Consider the following 22525-nt stretch of genomic DNA (forward strand, 5'->3'; position numbering starts at 1 on the left):
CCCAGGACCGTCTGGAACTCAGGACAACCGTGCGAGCAGGCGCGAACCCAGATCTTCCAGTTCCGTGTACGTTGCGGTGTCAATTACAGCCTTGAGGCCCTCCAAAGTTGTCAGGAACGATGCCCCGCTGCTGGTCCGTGTTGGAGTGATGATCCGCGCAAGGACCTCATCCAACTGCTTGTACGGCTCCTTGCCCAGCAAGCCTGCCTTGTTCATGTCCTTGAGTCGTTCCGACACCAGCTCTGGTGTGAGGACATAACGCAGCCTGACCGATTTGCTGCTTCCCAGAGTTCCGTTCACGTCCGCCGTGATCCGTGTCCTGCCGTTCTGGCGGGACACCTCAACGCCCGCGTCTGCGGATACAACCGCACTTGGCCGGATGTCCAGTTCCAGGACGATGGAGGAGGACAACTGGGTGGGGTCGCTGAGGGTCAGCACCAGTTGGTCGGCCAATTCCTCCACGGCAACGGCACAGGGTTGGGAAGCCGTCACGAAGGATGCGGCTCCGGCTTCGAAGAAAGCCGCAGCCCATCGCCCGGCAGACTCATACCGGGCTGCGTGCACCACCCCGGTACGGGCGATGACACGAACCGGAGATTGTTCAGCTACGTGGGCTGTTGCACTTGCGCTTGCTCCCGGCAGGACGATGTAGGCGTACGAATCGGTTCCGGATGCGGTGTGGTCCAGCCAAAGGGTGGAGAAAGTGTTGCTTGCGGCAGGGGATGAACGGTTGGGGCTGATGTCGGCCAGCTTTCCGGTACGGCTCTGGCGCAGTGCGCGGACGTCGGTAGGGGTTGGAAAAACATAGCCGGCAACACCCTCCAGATGCGCCCAACGGGCGCCCGGTACTGCGTCGGTTGTTCCTTCGACGCCGGCCACGGCGCGCCCGTCAACGGTGACGCCGGCCGATGCCACCGACGTCGAACGCCTGTTCTCCAGAACTGTTTCGACGGTTCGACCCGCCGCGGCACTGATGCCGTCGCCGAGGCACAGAACCTGCTCGCCGAAGAAGAACCAGGACTTACGGCACCTCAGGGATGAGGGCTGTTCCGCCTTCAAACGGAGCGCCGCCGCTCCCCAGGTGCCGGCAGTCACTCCACCTGCCCAATAGTCGGGGTTGTGGTATTCGGCCCGCCAGGGGACGTTGGCATAGGTCCTTTCCACCCGGTCCACGGTCGTGCCGGGAATCCGGTAGGGGTCCACGGTGTACCAGTACCCGTTGTCGAACTGGGCGAGGTCATTCGTGTACAAGTACAAGGCCCCGTCGGCGGTGTACCAACCGGCGAGGTTTTCGTTGTTGCCCGTCTCGTAGTTCGAGATCCGCAGCGAGTGCATGGCCACAGCTGCCGCATAGCTTTCCGTGCGGTGAAGTACGCGGTCCATGGCGCCGAAAACCTGCGTCTTCACCAGCGGGCCCCTGGTCGAAACGGAAGTGTCGGCCAGCAGCGTCCTTGCGCCGACCAGCGAGGCCAGGGAAAACGCAGAAGTGGGATCGTGGGCCGTATCCGCAGTGAGCTCCTGCTTCAGCATGGAAGCCAAACGTTGTCGTTCGGCCCCGGAGGCGCTGGCAAGAAGGGGCAGGCAGGCGGCAAGGATGCCATGGCCGCTGTCGTGGTTGCCGCTGGCCGAGAAGGCAACATTGCGTCCCCGGACTGTGTCCATGACCAGGCCGTTCCAGAGGAATGGTTCGAAAGCCTCGTGGATCCAGGTGTAAACAATCGAGGTGTCGATGGGTGTCCCCAGCGCTGCCGTGCGGGTAATGGTGGCCACCAGCGAACTGAGGAAGCTGGAACCGTAGCCGCCGACGTACGGGAATTGACCGTGTTGTATGAAAGAACCGTCAGGATAGAAGCCATCGTGACTGAAGAAGGCTGCCTCGTCGGGACCACCGTTGATGGCGCCCACGTTACCGCCATTCAGCAGACCCACCGTCCCCCCGACAGGTTGGGCATAGGACAAGATGGATGCCAGGCTGGCCAATGCGGCTTTCACGGTGTCCAGTTCCCCAGCCAGGACTCCGCGCCCGCTGAAGCCATCGGCTATGAGCGCCAGGTTGGCGGCAGCGGCTTTGGTGCCCGTGGTCGGCATCTCCGGCACCTGCTTTTCCTGGGCGGCGACGCACGCGGTGATCTGCGCGGGCGCGAGCTGCTCAAACATGAGGACAGCGGTGTCGTTCAACGCTTGGGGAGTGGCAATCATCCACTCATACCAGTTGTCATAGGGCGCAGAGTTGGCAGTGTAGGCGTGGGAGGTGAACCAGTCGAGGCCATCGATAATGGCAGCACGCAGTCCGCTGCTGCGGTAAGCCGGGGACCCCTCGGCGGCCCACCCGATGGCCATGTCGCGGAGTCGGCGGGCGTGGGAAGTGACATTGGCGGATTTGGCGCCCAACGGCAGATCTGCCCACAAGGAAGTCCGTGGCGTCCCGGTGATCATCGATGACTGCCATTTCGTGGCCGTTGAGGCGACAGAGGTCAGCCGCGATGCTATCGGAGGATCTGACGGGTTGTATCCAGAGCCGACGATCCCTGCTTTCCACGCTTGCCTGGCCACGGCGAACGGATCGTCGTTGGCGGCGGCCTTGGACGGTGCGGCCTGAAGACTCGTGAGCAAAGCGGCTGCAGCCGATCCCGCGAGGAGCAAGGACCTCCGGCTGAAGGATTTGTCGGTTAGTGCCGGGCCTGTTGAGGGAGTTGCATCCATGGTTCACCTTTGATTCCGGACGCAGCGAAGTGCGGCGGGGGAGTTGTAGGGGGTGTGATCCGGACGGCTTGGGGCAGCCCCGGGATCAGGTTGGTTCCATGAAAGGCCACGGGAGTCAGCGGGTCAAGCAAATGATGTTGAGCTGAACAGTAATGAACAATCGGGGTGACTTTGATTTATGCCTGCTTGGCGTGAAGTCCGATCTTTGATGTTTTCTTTCGATCCCTGGCACACACTGGAGACAGGCCCGGTGAGGAAGCCGGGGTGCTCGGTAAACGTGGAAGGTGGTGGGGCCTGTGGGTGGATTCATTGATGGCATTCTGAGCGTCAGCCCGGCGCTCGCTTACACCTTGGTTGCGCTGCTCGTGTTCGCTGAAGACGCCTTCTTCCTCGGTTTCGTCATCCCGGGAGAAACGGCGGCAGTTCTTGGCGGTGTGATTGCCAGTCGCGGGGAGGTGCAGCTCGGGTGGATGATGGCTCTGGTGGTGCTGGCCGCGATCATCGGCGACACCGTCGGCTACGAGGTCGGAAGGCATGCAGGGACCCGCCTGCTGGAAAGCCGTGCCCTCAAACGTCATCGGGAGAAACTCGGCAAGGCGCAGGAGTTCCTGCGGCGGCGCGGGGGAGCCGCTGTTTTCCTTGGCCGTTTCGTCGCTTTCTTCAGAGCCGTGATGCCGGCTTTGGCCGGCACGTCCCATATGCACTATCCCCGCTTCCTCGCTTTCAATGCGGCCGGGGGACTCGTCTGGGGCGCCGGCTTTGTACTGCTCGGCTACCTGGCCGGGAATTCCTACGAAGTCGTCGCCAAGGTCGTGGGCAGGGACATCACCGCAGTCGCCGTTGCCCTGGCGTTGGTAGCAGTGGTGATCTGGCGGGTCCGGTCCGCCCGCAGGAAGCGACGCGATGCACTGGGGAGCTGAACATGCCAGGAAAAACTGAGCGGACAAAGGGTTGGGGGCGCGTATTCCATGAGAAGTTCGTTGTGGAGGAGCGCTTCATGGAACCCCGAGCCAGGAAGGCTCTTTATGTGACCTCGGCCGTCTTGGCCGCAGCTGGCTTGGCTGCTTTCCTCTTTACGCTCGCGGGAGTCCTGCAGCATGGTGGCCTGGCCCTGGACGATGCCGTGGCTGAGCGTGCGCTGTTGGGGATGCGCACCGAACAGCTGACGCTGGTCATGATCGTGGTTGCTGTCATCTTCGGGCCGATAGCGCTGCCCATCATCGTCCTGGTTTTCACGCTCCTGTGGGGCCTGCTTGCCAAGCACGCTTGGCGTCCGATGCTGCTGGCCGCTGCGATGCTGACGGGTGTGGCCCTGGCGCAGATCATCGGACGGTCGGTCGAACGGCAGCGCCCGCCGGTCAGCCAAATGCTCTTCGGCGTGGACACGACTTTCTCTTTTCCCTCCGGGCATGTCCTCGGCGCCTCGGACTTCCTGCTCGTGACGACCTTCCTGGTGTTTTCCCGCTACCGCAACCCGAGGGCCGCCGTCGTCAGCTTTGCTGTCGCCATAGCCGGTGTATTGCTCGCCGCCGTCAACCGCATTTACCTCGGTTACCACTGGTTTACTGACGCTGTCGCGTCGGTGTCCCTGTCCCTGGTGGTGCTGGGGGCGGTGATTGCCGTGGACACCTGGCGCACCGCCCGGATCTTTGGCGAAGAGGTAACGAATAATGACTACGGTATTGCTAAGTAGCCTTAGTAGTGGTGTCCTTATATCGGGATGAAACCTTCGTTCCGCTGACCGGACGCTGACCGGCCAGCCCCGCCGACTCCTCGGAGATGCCATGCAAGGAATTGGTGGCCCAAGCCTTCCGCGACTGACGCAGGACATGCGCCCCCTCGGGTGCCTGCACTGCGGAACCAATGAGAACGTCGCCATCGAATCCATCGAGTCACTGCCGCCGCATCCGGGCGAGCTGCAGGTCCAGGTAGGTTACGTGTGCCGGAAGTGCCAAGGCAATTACCTGCACGCGGCCCGGTTCCGTGATGTCGCAGCGGTTCTGAACAGGACGCGTTCCTTGGATGGTCTGCTCCGTTTCGCCGGCGAATACTTCCACTGCGGAGAGCCGATGTCACTGATGGGCTCGAACATCAAGAGCATCTACGCGCCTCTGTCCACCGATGAGCCCAATGAAGACGCCTCGGTGGTCAACGTAGGAACCAAGGTACTTCGGTGCCAGTGCGGCTTTCAGTTGGAGCTGCCGAGCTAACATGGCTGCCAGCCGTAACCCACTTGATGACCTGCGCGAGACAATTGGTCATCTGGCCAACCAGCTCAAGCTGCCAGGTTCCGAGCGGGTGGACGACCTTGTAGGTGACCTGGTAGGTCCCCGCCCGGGTCCGGCCCGCCCACTGTCCGAGGTGCAAGCTGAACTGGACGCGCTCGTCGGACTCGAAACCGTCAAGGAACAGGTGCGCGCCCTGGTTGCTCTGCTGCAGGTTCAGGCACGGCGTAAGTCGCACGGCCTGCCTGAAGTGGCCACGTCCCAGCATTTGGTGTTCCTCGGGAATCCCGGTACTGGTAAAACGACGGTAGCCCGGCTACTGGCAGAGATGTACCGTGCCGTTGGTTTGCTGCAGAAGGGTCACTTGGTGGAGGTGGACCGCTCCGGTTTGGTGGGCCAATATGTGGGGGCCACCGCCATCAAAACCGATCGGGTGATTCGGCGTGCGTTGGACGGGGTTCTCTTTATCGATGAGGCCTACGCCCTTGCCCCGGAAGAGGGCCGGATGGACTTTGGCCCTGAGGCGATCGAGGTGCTGCTCAAGCGGATGGAGGATCACCGGCACCGCTTGGTGGTGATCGTGGCAGGTTATCCGCGCCTCATGGAAGCCTTTTTGCTCTCCAACCCCGGTCTGCGCTCCCGGTTTGCCCGTGAGATCACGTTCCCGGACTATTCCGTGGACGAACTCGACACGATCTTCCACCAGATGCTCTCCCAGCACGAGTACCTGTTGGAGCCGGATGCGGACCAGATGCTCCGCCGGATCCTTACCGGCCTGCATGCAGGAGAAGACTCGGGCAACGCGCGTTTCGCACGCACATTGTTCGAGCAGGCACTCAACCGTCAGGCGCTGCGGTTGTCCCGTGACGAAAAGCAAAGCCTGGACATGCTTGACCGTGAAGCGGTGATGACCCTCACTGCGGAGGACATCGCGGAGGCCGCACTGGCCTTGGGCGAGGAGCCGGAGCCGGAACCTGACCCGACGCCGGAACCGGACCAGCCGCGCTGGTGGCGCTGGCTGGCCTGACCCCGTTTACGGACAGGTGATGATCAGGTCAGCGGAGGCCTTCGTTGCCTCGACGTAGCGTGCGTTGGCTTCGTCAGGACCCTGCGCCCAGGCCTCGGCCGCGGCAGGATCCATCCCGGAATCCACATGCCGTTGGATGAGCCGCGAAATGCGGGTTTCCGCTGCTAGTTCTACGAACCAGGCCTCGTCCAGGTAACTGCGGACCCGACCCCACGGTCCTTCGTCTGCGAGCAGGTAGTTGCCTTCCGTGATGACAATCCCTGTCGACCGTGGCACCGCTATGGACGCCGCAATGGGTTCCTCGAGTCCGCGGCGATACGTCGGCGCGTAAATGACATCTTCCTCGTTGAGCCGAAGTCTTGCCAGGAGCGAGAGGTAACCGCCGACGTCGAACGTATCGATGGCGCCTTTCCGTGCCCTGAGTTCAGTACCTTCGATAAGGGTGTTTGCCAAGTGGAAGCCGTCCATGGGCACGATGGCGCATTCGTGCCCAAGATGCCGTCTGAGGCCTTCGGCAATGGTCGACTTTCCGGCGCCCGGGGGACCGGCAAGCCCAACGATCAAGCGGTTCCCCGATGTGGCCCTGCGGTGCAGGTCCTCCGCCAGTCGTGCGGTATCGCCAGCGTGCACAGGCTGCAATGACTTAGCCCTTGAGGGTATCGTCGAGCAGGACCCGCAGTTCTTCGAAGTGCCGCTCTGTGGCCTGGGGATGGTAGGCGGACGTGTCGGCCATCGAGTAGCCATGCGGCGCCCCTGCGTAAATTTCATTGGAAGCCTCGAGCCCGGCATCGTCCAAAGCGGCACCGGGCCGCGCGACTGCCTCGGGAGCCATGCTGGGATCATGGTCGGCGTGTCCAAAGACGAATCGGGCACGGGCATCGGACAGGCCCAGGTGGGGACTGTCCGCAGCGTCGGTCGCGAGGCCGCCTCCATGGAAGCCGCCGCACGCTGCCACCTGAGGGTGCGAAGTGGCGGTGCGGACGGCCAAACGGGCGCCCATGCAATAGCCAGTGGTCCCGATGGGCCCGGGCGCCACACCATCCATCCCGGTGATTGCGGTGACCCATGCTTTGATATCGGGCAGCGCCTTGTCCGATGTCAGGCGACCTACCCGTGGAAAGGCGTCCCTGCCCGCGGCTTCCCTGCCTTCGGTGGTGGTCATGTCGCCCGCCGGGGCGAGCTCGGCTATGGCGCCTTCCCGGTAGAAGACGTTTGGGACCAGCACCACGTACCCCCAATCCGCAATGCGTTGGGCCATCTCTTCAATGCGGGGACGCACACCGAAGGCGTCCATGTAGAAGACAACTCCCGGGAATGTGCCCTTCGCTGTGGACGGGCGGACAAGCAGGCCCTCGGCGATGCCGTCAGCGGCAGGTATTTCGATGAGCATCTGCTTACAGTACCGAAAGTATCCGAGACTCAGGCGCCAACTACGGCATCGTTGGACACAGCTACCACTTGTACTTTCACACCTGCGCTGACGAACTTACCGAGCTCCTTCGGGTCGGCGCCGTCGTCGGTCACCAGCGTCCACGGTGCGGCGAGCCGGGCCCAGGCATGGAAAGGACGGAGCCCAAGCTTGGACGAATCGGCCAATACGTAGACACTGCTGCCCCGCCGTGCCATGAGTTCCTTGAGCCGGGTCTGGGAATGGTCTGCCTCGCAGATTCCGTCCTCGGCGGTGACGGCATCAGCGCCAAGGAAGACTCTGTCAAAGCTCATTCGTTCCAAGGCCACTTCCGCCAAGGGGCCAACGAAGCTTTGGCTGAGAGTGCGGAGCCGGCCACCCAGGCAGTCCACCTCGATGCCTTCGGAATCGGCCAGTTCCTGCAAGGTGTTGATGCCCGGAGTCGTTACGGACAACGGGCCGAACCCCCGCAGTTCGTGAGCCAGCGCGCCCACTGTAGAGCCGGCGTCGAGAAGGATGTTCTCACCAGCGCGGACTTCAGCCGCCGCCCAGCGTGCAATGGCGTGCTTCTGCTCAAACGCTTCGCCGGTGCGCTGCCGTAGTGAGGCTTCGGGATGCGCCCCGAGCGCCATGGCCCCACCGTAGGTTCGTGCAAGGCGACCCTGCGAGTTCAGCAACGCCAGGTCCCGGCGGATGGTTGAGGCGGTGACGTCGAACCGGGCCGATAGTTCTTCCACCGACGCCAGGCCGGTGGTTACGGCAAGGTGGTAGATCTCCTCGCGCCTTGCACTTGCCGAGAGCATTCTTAGGTCTCCTTACCGTGACGGTGCTACCCATGCTAACCGCCTCAACGGGCCCCGGGCGGTTACACGGCCATGCTGGGGCGGGTTGCCATCTCGGCGGCCTGATGCAGTGCTTCGACCATGCTGCGGGAATCCGCAATTGCCTTTCCGGCTATGTCAAAAGCGGTACCGTGGTCCACTGAGGTACGGATGACAGGCAGGCCCACCGTGATGTTGACGCCGGCCTCGATTCCGAGAACTTTGACGGGCCCGTGACCCTGGTCGTGATACATCGCCACCACGAGGTCGTAGTCTCCACGTCCGGCCAGGAAAAAAAGTGTGTCGGCGGGCAAGGGTCCGACAGCATTGATTCCGTCAGCCTGCGCGGCCTTGACACCGGGCTCGATCTTTTCAGCTTCCTCGCCCTGGCCGAAGAGACCATTCTCCCCGGCGTGGGGATTGATGGCGCAAACCCCGATTTTGGGTTCGGGCACTCCGGCCCGGACCAGGGCTTCGTGTCCGCGGCGTATGGTGCGCTCCACCAGTCCGGGCTCGATCTTGCGAATGGCATCGGCCAGTCCGATGTGGGTAGTGACGTGGATGACGCGGATCTTGGGCGTGGAGAGCATCATGGACACTTCCTCTGTGCCCGTCAGCTGGGCCAGCAACTCCGTATGGCCGGGGAAGATGTGCCCTGCGGCGTGCAGCGCCTCCTTGTTCAGCGGTGCGGTGCAGATGGCCTGGACGCGTCCGGCCATCGCGAATTCGCTGGCTACCCTGATGTATTCATATGCGGCGTGTCCGGCGACCGCTGAGAGCTGTCCCCAGGGAAGGTCCTCCGGCAGCAACGCCAAATCGATCACGTTCACCCTGCCAGGTGTGAAGACGGCGTCCTCGACGTTCTCGATCGCCTGGATGTCGGCGTCGACTCCCAGGATGTCGGCTGCCTGCCGGAGCCGCAGCGCGTCGCCGATGACCACCGGGCGGCACTCGGCGTTGCTTTGCCGATCAAGCGCGGCAGCCACCACCACCTCGGGTCCTACGCCGGCGCCGTCGCCCATGGTGACGGCGACGACAGGGAGGGAATTCTGTTCGGAGGGGGCAATTGTGGGTGATGTCATGGTGGCTCCAGGTTGGTTGTAAGCAGTTGGGTCAGAGGATGCAGCGGGCAAACCCAAGGGCTGGCCGCGGCGATGCTGTATTTGGTGGTGAAGCTGGCTGAGTGCGTAGCGGTCACCGAAGCTGCCGGGCTTGGTTCCCACCAGCGTTCCTTGGTCTGTACGGCTGAGGACTGCTCCGTGTTGAACTGCGGCGAGTGGAACCATGGACTGGATTCCCACTGCCTCCAGGACTTCCCGGGCGGTCTCACCGCCGGTGAGGATGAAGTCAGTGCGGATTCCGTTGGCCGCTTCGGCTGTGAAGCGGGCAAGGGACTTGACGATGACGGCGGCCTTGCCAGGGTTCACGCCCGTTTGCTGAAGGCTTACGGCGACGTTGGTTGAGGTGGCAAGGGCCGCCTTGGCCGCCTCAAGCTCTGTCCGGTGCGGGCCCTTGTGATCGGGATCAAGCCTGATCACCCTGTATCCCTCGGCCTCGAGCTCGGTCAGCTGTGCTTGGGCCGTACCGGAAGCGGAACCGACGACGGCGAGGACGGGTAAGGGGGCTTGGTGCGGTTCTCCTCTTTCTGAGTCAGGCGCCGGAGTGAACTGCGCGTTTCGCGCAGGCGTGGTGACCAAGCGTTGGGCCAGCACCTCAGCTGCACCGCCGGTTCCAGCCAGGACTATGCGTCGACCGCGGTCCCTGAATTCCGTGCGAATCAGGGCGTCGACTACGAGTTCAAGATCTGCAGCGGTTTCACCATCACACAGGACGACTGCGGGGCTGTCGGTGTCCAGGGCCTCTGACAAGGCGGCATGCAGGTCCGCATTCCGCACTTGGCGGAGATTCATAGGCTTTACGGACTCCGGAGCCTCAGGGCGGATAAGCTCCGCGATGGTGGACGGCGGTGAGACATGCTCTGCCTGCCACAGGTCGGTATGGTCCAGAGGTACACTGCCCACAAAAGCTTGTCCCTGCCTCACGGTGCGCTGAAGCTGGGGGAGTGCACCAGCGATGACGACGCTGTAACCGAGCTGGTTCAAAGCCCTGAGTTCAGCGCTGATATTGCCGCGCCAGATCGAATCGATCTTCTTGAAAAGGATCCCCGCCTCTGCTGCAGCATGGCTTGAGAAGGCTGCAGCAGCTGCCTTGCCTGCCGCTGACGGCGACAGTCCGCGGGAGTGGGTGTCGGTGACCACGACATCGGTGGCGTGTCGCGGTGAGGCGGTTTCGGCGTCGGACGTTCCCAAAAGAACCTGCACGATGTGCCCGTGCTGGACAAAGCAGGAGCCGACTTCGGCAGCGCCGGAGAAATCGTCAGCTTGGACAAATACGGAAGCCACGTCGCTCCTCTCGTGTCATTGCTCGGCCTGCGTCCCAACATCTTGTCGGACGCTTTCCAACATCATGACACGATTGCGCGAAACGCGCTCAAAGACGTGCGCACATGATGCACATTTCTTCTGCGAGCATATTCTCCGACCTTGCCAGCCCCAGACCGCGCGGCGTGTCCATCTGTTGAACGGGTCACATTTGTTTGCATCCTGGCTCTGTGCCCTTGATCCTTGCAAGACCTAGTTTTTTTCAGCGCTTGTCAGAGCGTGCCCAATGGAGGACACAATTTATGACTAACGTTCTTTGGTTTTCGGAGCTTGGCCTGTCCGACCTTGACCAGGTCGGAGGCAAAAACGCTTCACTCGGTGAGATGGTGCGAAATCTCGCCTCGGCGGGGGTGAAGGTTCCAGGTGGTTTTGCGACGACGGCGGACGCCTACCGGCGCTTCCTGGCCGAGTCGGGCCTTGACGCCCGGATTGAAAGTATCTTGGAGGGCTTGGACAGCGGCGATGTGGCCGCCTTGGCCAAGGTTGGCGGGGAAATCCGGTCCCTGATCCGCGAGACACCCTTCCCTGCCGGTTTCGAAGAGGAAATCCGCTCGGCGTACCGGCGCCTCACCGAGGAACACGGCGCAGACGTGTCCTGGGCGGTTCGGTCCAGCGCAACGGCCGAAGACCTTCCCGATGCTTCCTTTGCCGGACAGCAAGAGACCTTCCTGAACATCCGGGGGATTGACAACATCCTGCTCGCGATCAAGGACGTCTTCGCCTCGTTGTACAACGACCGGGCCATCGCCTACCGCGTCCACCACGGTTTCACGCACTCCGAGGTCGCGCTTTCGGCGGGTGTGCAGCGCATGGTGCGCTCTGACGTCGGCGCTTCGGGGGTGATGTTCACCATGGACACCGAGACCGGTTTTACGGACGCGGTGTTCATCACGTCCTCCTATGGCCTTGGCGAAGCCGTGGTCCAGGGTGCTGTGAACCCCGACGAGTTCTACGTCTACAAGCCTGCGCTGGCAGCCGGGCGCCCGGCGGTGCTCAAGCGTGGTCTGGGCGGGAAGGCCGTGCAGATGGTGTACACGGAGACCGAAGAAGTCGGCAAGACTGTTGACTTCATCCCGGTGCCGCAGGAGTCGCGGAGCCGCTTCAGCCTCAGTGACGCCGAGGTGGAGCAGCTTGCGCGTCACGCCGTTGCCATCGAGCGCCACTACGGACGGCCCATGGACATTGAATGGGGCAAGGACGGAGTGGATGGGGAACTGTACATCCTCCAGGCACGCCCGGAAACCGTGGAATCCCGCAAAGCCGCGGGCGTAACCTCCCGGTACACGCTCACCGAGCGTTCAACGGTGTTGGTGGAAGGCCGTGCGATCGGTCAGCGCATCGGCGCCGGCCAGGTCCGGGTCCTGTCCTCGATCGAGCAGATGGCCTCGTTCCAGGAAGGCGATGTCCTGGTGGCCAACATGACCGACCCCGACTGGGAACCGATCATGAAGAAGGCCGCCGCGATCGTCACAGACCGCGGCGGACGGACCTGCCATGCGGCGATCATCGCCCGCGAACTGGGCATCCCCGCCGTCGTGGGAACCGGCTACGCGTCCCAGATCCTCAAGGACGGCATCCCGGTGACCGTCTCCTGCGCCGAGGGCGAAGCGGGACTGGTGTACGAAGGGCTGCTGGAGTACTCCCTTCAGGAGACAAGCCTCGACACCATGCCTGAAGCTCCCGTGAAGATCATGATGAACGTCGGGACCCCGGAGCAGGCGTTCAGTTTCGCCAAGCTCCCCAACCACGGCGTGGGCCTGGCCCGCCTCGAATTCATCATCAACCGGCAGATCGGTGTCCACCCCAACGCCTTGTTGGCTGTCGCCGGTGAGATTGAGCGCCCGGCAACTCTGGATGATTACACGGTCCGGCAAATCCAGGAGAAAACCGCTGCTTACGATGGCCCGCGCGACTACTACGTGAGGCGTTTGGCCGAGGGTATTTCGACCATCGCGGCAGCGTTCGCCCCTGAACCGGTGATCATCCGGCTTTCGGACTTCAAGTCCAACGAGTACGCGAACCTGATCGGCGGCCCGGCCTTCGAGCCTGAGGAAGAGAACCCGATGATCGGGTACCGCGGAGCGTCCCGGTACCTCTCCGAGTCCTTCCGGCAGGCGTTCGAACTTGAGTGCGAGGCCCTGAAGTACGTCCGCAACGAGATGGGCCTGACCAACATCAAGCTCATGGTCCCGTTCGTGCGCACCCTGGAGGAAGCAAGCGGCGTCATTGACCTGCTCGCAGCCAACGGGCTGCGTCGCGGCGAGAACGGCCTGGAGATCGTGATGATGTGCGAACTGCCGGCCAACGCCCTCCTGGCTGATGAATTCCTGGAGTACTTTGACGGGTTCTCCATTGGATCCAACGACCTCACTCAGCTCACCTTGGGCCTTGACCGCGACTCCGCCCTGGTTGCTGATGGTTTTGACGAGCGGAACCCGGCGGTGACCAAGCTTCTGGAGTTGGCCATCACCGCGTGCCGGGCCAAGGGCCGGTACGTGGGAATCTGCGGCCAGGGGCCCAGCGACCACCCGGACTTCGCCGAGTGGCTGTTGGCACAGGGCATCAGCTCGATTTCGCTGAACCCGGACGCCGTCACGGAGACCTGGTTGCGACTGGCCCGCACCACCAGCACTCCGGTCTAAATGACGGATCACGCAACCGTGGGGGCGGGCTCGGCGCCCGCCCCCACGGTGTTCTTTCTTTCCGACAGCACCGGGATTACTGCTGAAACCCTTGGCAACACCCTGCTGACCCAGTTTCCCGGGCAGCGGCTGGAGCGCCGGACGATCCCGTTCATCACCACCATTGAGCAAGCGCGCGAGGTGGTGGCGGTGATCGACAAAGTGGCGGCGTCAGGTCCCGTGCCGATCATCTTCTCTACGGCTGTCGGGCAGGACATCCGTGCCGTGCTCTCCCAAAGCCGCGGGCAGTTCTTCGATTTGTTCGGTACCCACATCGGGCAACTCGAACAAACCCTTGGCTCTGCGGCCAACGGTAAGCCCGGCCAGGCCCACGGAGTGGGGGATGCAGTCCGCTACCAGTCGCGCATGGCCGCCGTCGAATACGCCATCGAACACGACGACGGCCAGTCCCTGCGCGCACTGGAGCGCGCCGAGCTGATCCTCATCGCCCCCTCCCGCTGCGGCAAGACGCCCACCACCATGTACCTTGCCCTGCAGCATGGCATCCTGGCCGCCAACTTCCCCCTGGTCGAAGAGGATTTCGAGGTCCTGGCGCTCCCGAAGCCCTTGTTGCCTTTCGCCGACAAGTGCTTTGGCCTGACGTCGCAACCTGTCAGGTTGAGCCAGATCCGCCAAGAACGCCGGCCAGGCAGCAGCTATGCGTCGTTGAACCAATGCACCTTCGAACTCCGAAACGCCGAGGATATGTATCGGGCCAACAACATCCCGTACGTGAACTCTGCGTCCATGTCCGTTGAGGAAATCTCGGCCACAGTTCTCCAGCGGATGCAACTGCACCACTGACCAGGGGTTTGTCTTGTCCTGCCCCTCAAGGCTCCGGCAGCGTCACTTCCTGATGCACCTTGTTCCTATGTAGTAAGCATGCTTAGCTAATTGAAACGGCCCGGTTTGCTGGGGCCCGACAATTGGAGGCGTCATGCCTAAGACCGGGAAGAATGATCACGCCCGCAAAGACGAACTGCCGTCGACATTGCAGCGTTCCGAACAGAAGGCCCAGGACACATTCGCCAAGACCTACGACTCGGCCATGGAATCCTACGACAACGATTCCAGCCGCGCGGCGCGCACTGCGTTTGCTTCGCTGAAGCACAGCTACGAGAAAGTCGGGGACCACTGGGAGCCCAAGGAGGAGCGCGGTCCTTCCGATGCGCGCGCCGAAGAAGGTGCGGACTCAACCTCGCCGACAGCCGGGGGAGTGGACGCCAATGCTTCCAAGGAACATCTCTACGGGAAAGCCCAGCAGCTTGGCATCAAAGGCCGCTCGAAAATGAACAAGGACGAGCTCGTAGAGGCGCTGCAAAAGGCCAATGACGCAGCCACCCGGAGGGCACGGAAAGGCTGATTCCTCCGCGACCCGGGGTTGAGCAGTGCATGCACTTTGGATTCGAGGAGGCGCACGAGGATGAATCGCATCACCGACATCTGGGGACCACGGACGCCGTTTCAGGCAGGGCAGGAATGGCCGGTCCGCGTGGATCTCGCCCTCAAAGAGGGACTCCCTGAAGGCGAGGTGGACCGCTGGGTCCAATCCGCCTGTGTTCTCTGCAGCAACGGCTGCGGTTGCGACATCGCTGTCAAAGATGGCGTCATGGTTGGTGTCCGCGGCCGCTCCCAAGACCGGATCAACAAAGGCCGACTCGGGCCGAAGGGCCTCTTTGCCAGCTGGCAGGGTGTAGCCAATCGGGATCGCCTGACCCGGCCCATGATCCGAGAGGGTGGGCGATTGGTGGAGACCGACTGGGACACGGCAATGGGCCGCATCGTCAACCGGAGCAAGGAGCTCCTGGACACGAAAGGTCCGTTGAGCCATGGCTTCTATACCAGCGGGCAGCTCTTCTTGGAGGAGTACTACGCACTGGCAGTGATCGGGAAAGCGGGGATTGGAACTCCGCACATGGATGGCAATACCCGGCTGTGTACGGCTACCGCGGCGACTGCGCTCAAAGAGACCTTCGGGGCCGATGGCCAGCCCGGAGCCTATGAGGACATCGACAGCTGCGATGCCATCTTCCTCTACGGCCACAACATGCCCGAGACCCAGACCGTCCTGTGGTCCCGTGTCCTGGACAGGCTGACGGGACCGACGCCACCCAAACTCGTGTGCATCGACCCCCGGAACACCGAAGCAGCGCGTTATGCGGATGTGCACCTGGCGCTCCGCCCGGGAACAAACCTCGCCCTGATGCATGCATTGGTCCGCGAGGTCATTCACCAAGGCTGGTTCGACGACCAGTACGTCAATGAGCACACTCTTGGCTTCGAAGAACTGAAGCAGACCGTTGAACCATGGACCCCGGCGGCTGCTGCCGAGGTCTGTGGTGTCAGTGCGGACGACATCATGATGGCCGCCCGGATCTTCGGAACGACGCCGAACGTGCTTTCGACCGTCTTGCAGGGTTTCTATCAGTCATCGCAGGCCACGGCCTCGGCATGCCAGGTGAATAATCTGCACCTTTTGCGGGGCATGCTGGGCAGGCCAGGCGCGGGCCTGCTTCAGATGAACGGGCAGCCCACCGCCCAAAACAACAGGGAATGCGGGGCCGACGGCGACCTGCCGGGCTTCCGTAACTGGAGCAACAAGGATCACGTCGAGGAATTGGCCAAGCTGTGGAATGTGGACCCGGGTGTTATCCCGCATTGGGCACCGCCCACCCACGCGATGCAGATTTTCCGCTACGCCGAGCAGGGTTCCATCAACTTTCTCTGGGTATCGGCTACGAACCCTGCAGTATCGCTGCCTGAACTGGCGAGGATTCGGCGGATCCTGGCCAAGCCGGAGCTCTTCCTCGTGGTTCAGGATCTCTACCTGACCGAAACGGCGGCGCTGGCCGACGTCGTCCTTCCTGCTGCCGCCTGGGGGGAAAAGGTGGGGACCTTCACCAACGCATCGCGCGTGGTTCACCTTTCGGAAAAGGCCGTGGAGCCGCCGGGCGGCGCCCGCGCGGACTTGGATATTTTCCTCGATTACTCCCACCGGATGGGCTTCTCCACTATTGACGGTGGGCCCCTGCTCGAATGGAAAGGGCCCGAAGAGGCTTTTGAAGCGTGGAAGGAATGCTCGCGTGGACGGCCATGCGATTACACCGGCCTCAGCTACGGCAAGCTACGCGGCGGCAGCGGAATTCCCTGGCCCTGCACAGAGGATCACCCGGAGGGAACCACCCGGCTCTACAGTGACGGTGTCTTTCCCAGCCGTCCTGACTACTGCGAGAACTATGGCCACGACCTCTTGACCGGGGCTGAGGTGGGGTCCGAGGCCTATCGGGCGATGGCACCCAACGGGCGTGCCTTGCTTAAGGCAACCGCTTACCACCCCCCTCATGAGGAACCCGACGATGAGTATCCTTTGCGGTACAGCACGGGCCGCACGGCCTACCACTTCCATACCCGTACCAAGACGGCGCGCTCCCGGGAGCTTAATGCTGCGGCTCCCCGAATGTGGGTCGAATTGTCCGCCGAAGATGCCTCGGGTCTGGGGATCAGCGAAGGCGACCTGGTGCGGGTGTCATCGCGGAGGGGGCGTATCGAGGCTCCGGCGCGGATCAGCGGCGTCCGGCCCGGTACCGTGTTCGCACCCTTCCACTACGGCTACTGGGACACGCCGCGCAGCGGTGAGACCCTTGAGTCCCATGCAACCGCAGCCAATGAGCTGACACTCACCGAATGGGATCCTGTGTCCAAGCAACCCGTCTTCAAGAATGCCGCTGTGAAGGTTGAGAAGATCGGCGACGGTACGGGACCGGCACCCGCGCCGAACACCACGGCCTCCCGGCCGGAGGGGAGGCGGCCATGAATCTGGATGTCTATCTGGGACTCTTGGCCCACAGCGAGAAAACCCTTGCCGAGTCTCTGAGGCAGGTTTCCGCCGGCCACGGTGCGGAACCGGATGTTCACTTCATCTGCCAAAGCCTGGCCACGCAGTCGGATCACCACGGGGAACTCCTGGATCCGGTTATCCAGCGTTACGGTGGGTCCGGCAACGAACGGGAGCCGGAGCGGCTGCACGCCCAAGGGCTTTCGACGACGCGAAGCGGTCCCGTAGGACTGTTGCGCGACCTTCAGGACGTGTTTGTTCTGGCCAGTCTTGTGGACATCACCTGGACCGTCGTGGAGCAAGCCGGCCAGGCGCTCCGGGACGAGGAGCTGCTGTCTGTCGTCGAACAGTCCCGGGTAGAGACCCAAGGACAGTTGCGGTGGTTGAGGACCCGCATCAAGCAGGCCTCGCCCCAGGCCTTGCTGGTGGCCGAATAGCCTGTCTTGCGTATTTCCGTCGACACCCGTCCGGACATCACGTGGGCAGGGCCACCATGTGGTGACCCTGCCCAAGCTGCGCTGGCATCCCTTCCTGCGCCCGGCTTTCGGGCTACCTGTTGCGATGGTGTGCAGAATGCGATTCCCAAGCGCCCGCCGGAAAGACTGCTCCCGGCGACTTTTCGAAGCGCTGCGCCCTTACATGATTCCGGTGGGGACCAGCAGCGCCCACGCCAGGGCCGGCGCCACCAGGACAACACCGCCCGCGTATGCCATGAGCTGCTTGTACACGCGCTGGCGGTCCTCGTCGCGGGCGTTGGCCACTACCAGGGCTCCATCGGTGGAGAAGGGCGATACGTCCACTACGGTTGCCGCGATGGCCAGCGCCGCTACGGTACCTGAGGCACTGAGGGAACTGGTCGCCAGAAGGGGGCCGGCCAACGGAATGAAAGCGGTGAGGAGGGCGGTGGAGGACGCGAAGGCCGAGCCGACACCGATCACGTAGCAGAGGACCAGTGCGATCAGCAGCGGCGCACCAAGTGCCAATGCCATCTCCGCGAGGGTGTCAATCACGCCGACGTGCTGGAGCAAGGAAACGTAGGTGATCATGCCGGCAACCAGCAGGACAGTGGACCAGTAGATGCCGCCAATGAAGGTCTTGTGCTCCTTGATGTTGACCAGGGCCAACAACAGTCCTGCCGACAGGGCCACGAAGCCAATCGGCATGCGGAAGCCGAGGGTGCAGACGAGGATCGCCAGGATGAGTGCCAAGGTGAGGATCTGCTGGCCGCTGGGACGTCCGATTCGGGCTGTGTCGAGTCCGGCGTACTCGTTGGAGTGCTTGTCGCGCAGCTTGCCCATGAGGGCGAATAGGACGATCGTCAGGGCCGACAGAATGAAGTTGAGGGCGAAGCTGGCCAGGAACAACGCGCCCTGGTCGATGGGAAAGTCGTTCTTGTGTGCGATGTCGTGGACGAGGACGCCCGCCACGGACAGGGGCGAGAAGCCGCCGGCGTGGGCTCCGTTGATGACGAAGGCGCCCATGAGGACGGGGTGGATGCGCGACTCGTAGGCAAGGCCCAGTGCAGCCGGTGCCAGCAGCGCAACAGCGGCAGGGCTGAAGGTCCCCAGCGAGGTGAGGGCGGCGGCCATGAGGAAAAAGACCCACGGCAGGAGCATGGTCTTGCCCCTGACCATCCTGACGCAGCTTTGGACGATGATGTCGATGGAACCGTTTCGCTGCGCCATGCTGAAGAAGTAGGTGACGCCGATGATCGTCAGGACGATGCTGGCGGGGAATTCTTCGAGAATCTGCTTGTCGGTCATGCCGAGGACGAAGTAGCCGACGCCGAAGGAGGCCACCAGCCCCATCACACCGATGTTGAGCGGCCACTTGGTGGCGACGACGAACATCACCACCAGGATGACCAGCGGGATGATCTGCGTGGCGGTCATGGTCGGCTCCGATTCCGGGGTGGCCGCCGGGTTGAAGATGGCACCCCCGAACAGGATGGCGACCAGGCCCAGGATGACGGAAGCGGCAACCGTTACCAGCAGGATACGGCGGCGTGTGGTGGGACGCTTGGAACGCTCGTCCCGAATGTCGCGCTCTGCCTCGGGCGCTGGTTGGTAAATAGTCTTAGCCATGGTGTTCTCTCCTCATCGAGTGGCTGTTTCCAGTGAGGCTTCGACGACGTTGCCGAGAGTCTCCGGTAGGTGGATGATGCTGGTGGCGATGGTGCGGGCCGTGCGGTCAACGCCTACAAGGACCGAACCGAGGTGTTCCTCGCTCCATGTTTCGATGACACCGGCGGGTGTCTTCAGTTTCAGCGCCGCGCCGGCGGCTCCGCCCGTGATGGCGTTGATCACGGTGCCCGGCGTCCGCGCCGCAAGCGTCAGGGCGATGCTTCCAGTGATGGCCAGGGCCGGGTGCGGCTTGCCCATGGAAAGCATCATGACGTTGACGTCGGAGCCGGGGTTCGCGCCGTGGGGCGGACCGACGATGGCCAACTTCGGCACGGCCCGTGCCGCCTGTCCGGGAGTCGGGGCCATCCCCATCCGGACTGCTCCCTGGCGTCGGATGGCGTCCAGGGTGTCCAGGTGCTGTTCCACACCTTCCTTCCACGAGTCGTAGTGTGCTGTGTCCAATCCAAGATCTTCGGCGCGGACAATAACCACTGGAGCCCCGGCATCCACCATGGATACTGTCCAGGACTTTCCCCCGGCCAACACGGTGTCGCTTGGAGCGCCCGTTGGCAGCAGCTGTCCGGTCGTTTTGCCGGCAGGATCCTTGAAGCCGAGGCCCACTTTGAATCCGGGAAAGGCGACGCCCGGCATCTGCGCGTCCGGGACGATCGGCAGGGCACCGGAGGGCGTTGCAACCTGTTGGATGATGAGCTGGTCGGTATTGGTATTGCGGGTGACAATACGCGTGGTATCACCTTGTGGGGTGACCCACCCCTTTTCGATGGCGTAGAGACCTACTACGGCTGAGCAGTTTCCGCAGTTGCTGCCCCAGTCGACGGTTGCTTCCTCGATGCCGACTTGGGCAAAGGTGAACTCCACGTCAACGGAGGGATCCGATGGGCGGCGGAGGATCATCGCTTTGCTGGTGGTTGAGGTCGCCCCTCCCACACCGTCGATTTGCCGGGAATCGGGACTTCCGAAGAGACGTGGCAGCAGTTGGTCCAGGTCAATGCTGGTTTCGTTGAGGTTTTCGGTTTCGAAGACCCAGCACTTGCTGGTTCCTCCGCGCATCCATTCCGCTTCAATCTTCATCAGTCCTGCACTCCTTCTGCCGTTCCCGGCGGGCTCTTCATTCAGCATGAGCCGGATCACACATGAAGACAATGTGCGATAATTGAGGGAGGGTGTAGCAATGCTTCATTCACTGACGCGGGAGGGATGGATGACGCCCTTTCCAGCTGTTGAAGGGGCTAAGTGAGCTAATGGATGATTGATATCCCGGTATCCCTGTATAGAATTAACCAAATTTGCAGAAGGGTACAGAATTGCTTAACGATGAAGCCCAAAATTTATACGACATCCGCAGGCTTGCTCTCTTGGTCGAGGTGGTGGAGCAAGGTTCGATCACCGCAGCAGCTGACACCATGATGTACACCCCTTCCGCCGTGTCCCAGCAGTTACGCAAACTCGAGCAGGAGGTAGGCCAGCCGCTGCTGAACAGACGCTCGCGGGGAGTAGTGCCCACGGAGGCTGGCCAGGTACTGGCGGGCCACGCGCGTAAGATCCTCGGACAGATCCGTGCAGCCCAATCGGATATAGACCAAATCGCGGGCCTCCGGCGGGGCTCGCTGACCATCGGCACCTTTCCCACCTTGGCGGGCTCTTTTCTCCCGGTTGTAATCCGGGCCTTCAAAAAGCGCTACCCCGCCATCGGACTGTCCGTTCGAAGTGCCCGGTTCGATGAGTTGGTGTCGGACCTGGAGTCGGGAGTTACTGGCCTATGCCTCCTGTGGGACTACCCGTGGAATCGCTTCGAAGACGAGTCGATCAGGACCACTGAGGTTTTCCAGGAGAGTACCGTCATCCTGGTGGCGAAGGGACATCCTCTGGCAGATCGCGACGAAGTGTCCATGAACGAACTGCGCAAGGAGTCGTGGATCGTCCGCGCGGAAGCCCACCCCGTAGTGGAGGTTCTCCAGCGCTCTGCGCACGACGCCGGTTTTGAACCGACCATCGGATTCCTGGCCAATGACTACCAGGAAGCGCAGGCCATGGTGAGTGTTGGCATGGGCGTGGCCATGGTGCCAAAGACAGCCGTGGCGTTGCAACACCCCGATGTCAGGGTCCTGGGCCTTGGCTCCGCGGCCCCGCTTCGCCGCGTGCTGCTGGCCCAACGCCAAGACAAGGTCTATGCACCGGCCGAGGTGGCTTTTCACACCACCCTTCTGGAAATCGCGCGCGAACGCGGAGGCGATTACCTCTGACTTCGGATGGCGGGCCGGCCAAACCGCAGGCCCGCCTCAGGTCAGATGGTCGAAATCACCACGCGCCCACGCAGCGTGCCGGGCCGCCGACAGGCGCAGAATCTCCCGGGCGTCAGTACTGATGACGTTATTGAAGTTGCCATAGATCCGGTCGAAGGTGAGTTGTCCCAGTTGCGCGGCGATCCGCAACGCTACATCACCGGAGAGCGGAAGATGGTTCGGGTAGCTGCGCATGAACGCTATGGAGCGACGGTCCGGATTGGGAAAGACGCTGTCGCCGGTGAGCAGGACACCTCGCCCCTGTGCTCCCGCTGCCCAGTGGGCCACGGCGCTGCCCGGGAAATGGCCCCCGGTTTGGTGCAGGACCAGTCCTTCCGCAAGCTGCAAGCTCTGCGACCAGTAGGTAATCATGGGATCCTCGCGCCCAAGCCAGCCGCGGTCGGCGTCGGCAACGAACACGGGGACGCCCCCAAGCCGACGCGACCACTCCACTTGGACTCCGAACATGTGTGGATGGCTCGAAGCGATGGCCAGCACAGGACCATGCTCCAACACGGAGCGCACGAGGTTGTCATCGACGTAGCCGATTGGATCCCAAAGCAATGAACCTTGAGGCGTCACCACCAGCTGCGTGGTCTGTCCGATCCCTACCTTCGGGGCGGTGCTGATGCCGAAGAGCCCCGGCTCGTTCTCCTTCAATGGAGCCTGTTGGCCTGCCTGCTCCAGCGCCTCCAATGTGAGCCAGGCTTGCCCTTCCAAGGGAACGTATTGTCGTTCATCAGTGCAGATGGGACACGAAGCGGGTACGGGATCCTCGCGTTCGACGGCGCAGGTTGCACAGATCAGCATTCGTTGTTCCTCCCAGGCATTTTGCCCAGACTATGACAAAAGAAATTCTCCCGGAAGCGAAATCGGGGCGTTCCTTCCCCTGGCGGGGCGGGCCAAATATGCGTGACGGGGATTTCCCCTGCATAGTTAATGTCTTGGGCTTGCATTG

At 62.6% G+C, this 22525-nt stretch carries 18 protein-coding genes; 10 read left to right on the top strand and 8 right to left on the bottom strand.

Going from position 1 to position 22525, the window contains the following annotated elements; genetic code table 11:
* Positions 1-18: 18 nt before the first annotated feature.
* Positions 19-2703 (bottom strand): polysaccharide lyase 8 family protein, encoded by a 2685-nt coding sequence (locus FDP28_RS00600; RefSeq protein WP_144658679.1) that lies wholly within the window; start codon positions 2701-2703, stop codon positions 19-21.
* Positions 2704-2999: 296 nt separating this feature from the next.
* Here FDP28_RS00600 and FDP28_RS00605 point away from each other — a divergent pair, with 296 nt between their 5' ends.
* The 4 genes from FDP28_RS00605 (at position 3000) to FDP28_RS00620 (ending at position 5955) form a co-directional block, all read left to right on the top strand.
* Complete coding sequence (locus FDP28_RS00605) at positions 3000-3623, top strand: DedA family protein (protein ID WP_144658680.1); 624 nt, start codon at positions 3000-3002, stop codon at positions 3621-3623.
* Between the two features lie 2 nt (positions 3624-3625).
* The gene (locus FDP28_RS00610; protein WP_144658681.1) at positions 3626-4396 is read left to right on the top strand and encodes a phosphatase PAP2 family protein; all 771 of its coding nucleotides are present in this window, start codon (positions 3626-3628) and stop codon (positions 4394-4396) included.
* 91 nt (positions 4397-4487) lie between these two features.
* Entirely contained in the window at positions 4488-4913 is a 426-nt protein-coding gene (locus FDP28_RS00615; RefSeq protein ID WP_144658682.1) for a hypothetical protein, read from the top strand.
* A 1-nt stretch (position 4914) separates the two neighbouring features.
* Positions 4915-5955, top strand: a complete 1041-nt coding sequence (locus FDP28_RS00620) for an AAA family ATPase (protein ID WP_144658683.1) — start codon at positions 4915-4917, stop codon at positions 5953-5955.
* Positions 5956-5961: 6 nt separating this feature from the next.
* Here the strand turns inward: FDP28_RS00620 and FDP28_RS00625 are convergent, their stop codons facing one another.
* The 4 genes from FDP28_RS00625 to pdxA form a co-directional block, all read right to left on the bottom strand.
* Positions 5962-6585 carry a nucleoside/nucleotide kinase family protein gene (locus tag FDP28_RS00625; protein WP_260842298.1) on the bottom strand — a complete coding sequence of 208 codons (624 nt, stop codon included), beginning with the start codon at positions 6583-6585 and terminating at the stop codon, positions 5962-5964.
* 13 nt (positions 6586-6598) lie between these two features.
* Positions 6599-7345, bottom strand: coding sequence for a dienelactone hydrolase family protein (locus FDP28_RS00630; RefSeq protein WP_144658685.1), 747 nt, complete (start codon positions 7343-7345; stop codon positions 6599-6601).
* Between the two features lie 29 nt (positions 7346-7374).
* Positions 7375-8166, bottom strand: a complete 792-nt coding sequence (locus FDP28_RS00635) for a DeoR/GlpR family DNA-binding transcription regulator (RefSeq protein ID WP_144658686.1) — start codon at positions 8164-8166, stop codon at positions 7375-7377.
* A gap of 62 nt (positions 8167-8228) precedes the next feature.
* A complete protein-coding gene (pdxA, locus tag FDP28_RS00640; protein WP_144658687.1) occupies positions 8229-10586 on the bottom strand; it encodes a 4-hydroxythreonine-4-phosphate dehydrogenase PdxA in 2358 nt (785 codons plus the stop codon).
* A gap of 281 nt (positions 10587-10867) precedes the next feature.
* Between pdxA and ppsA the strand changes: the two genes are divergently transcribed.
* From ppsA to FDP28_RS00665, 5 genes are all read left to right on the top strand, one after another.
* Entirely contained in the window at positions 10868-13267 is a 2400-nt protein-coding gene (gene ppsA / locus FDP28_RS00645; protein WP_144658688.1) for a phosphoenolpyruvate synthase, read from the top strand.
* Entirely contained in the window at positions 13268-14110 is an 843-nt protein-coding gene (locus FDP28_RS00650) for a pyruvate, water dikinase regulatory protein (protein ID WP_144658689.1), read from the top strand.
* Positions 14111-14243: 133 nt separating this feature from the next.
* The gene (locus FDP28_RS00655) at positions 14244-14669 is read left to right on the top strand and encodes a ChaB family protein (RefSeq protein ID WP_144658690.1); all 426 of its coding nucleotides are present in this window, start codon (positions 14244-14246) and stop codon (positions 14667-14669) included.
* A gap of 60 nt (positions 14670-14729) precedes the next feature.
* Positions 14730-17120, top strand: a complete 2391-nt coding sequence (locus FDP28_RS00660; RefSeq protein ID WP_144658691.1) for a molybdopterin oxidoreductase family protein — start codon at positions 14730-14732, stop codon at positions 17118-17120.
* Entirely contained in the window at positions 17117-17578 is a 462-nt protein-coding gene (locus FDP28_RS00665; RefSeq protein WP_144658692.1) for a hypothetical protein, read from the top strand. Before FDP28_RS00660 ends, FDP28_RS00665 begins: the two co-directional genes overlap by 4 nt.
* Positions 17579-17776: 198 nt before the next feature.
* Here FDP28_RS00665 and FDP28_RS00670 read toward each other — a convergent pair whose 3' ends face one another.
* Both FDP28_RS00670 and FDP28_RS00675 read right to left on the bottom strand, forming a co-directional pair.
* Positions 17777-19225: an SLC13 family permease gene (locus FDP28_RS00670; RefSeq protein ID WP_144658693.1), complete on the bottom strand. Its 1449-nt coding sequence runs from the start codon at positions 19223-19225 to the stop codon at positions 17777-17779.
* A gap of 12 nt (positions 19226-19237) precedes the next feature.
* Entirely contained in the window at positions 19238-20356 is a 1119-nt protein-coding gene (locus tag FDP28_RS00675) for a PrpF domain-containing protein (RefSeq protein ID WP_144658694.1), read from the bottom strand.
* 233 nt (positions 20357-20589) lie between these two features.
* Here FDP28_RS00675 and FDP28_RS00680 point away from each other — a divergent pair, with 233 nt between their 5' ends.
* A complete protein-coding gene (locus FDP28_RS00680; protein WP_144659092.1) occupies positions 20590-21528 on the top strand; it encodes a LysR family transcriptional regulator in 939 nt (312 codons plus the stop codon).
* Positions 21529-21564: 36 nt separating this feature from the next.
* On the opposite strand, the gene FDP28_RS00685 is transcribed toward FDP28_RS00680, so the two are convergent.
* Positions 21565-22377: an MBL fold metallo-hydrolase gene (locus FDP28_RS00685; protein WP_144658695.1), complete on the bottom strand. Its 813-nt coding sequence runs from the start codon at positions 22375-22377 to the stop codon at positions 21565-21567.
* Between the last annotated feature and the right edge of the window lie 148 nt (positions 22378-22525).

It is taken from the genome of Paenarthrobacter nicotinovorans (assembly GCF_007670255.1).
Lineage (GTDB): Bacteria > Actinomycetota > Actinomycetes > Actinomycetales > Micrococcaceae > Arthrobacter > Arthrobacter nicotinovorans_B.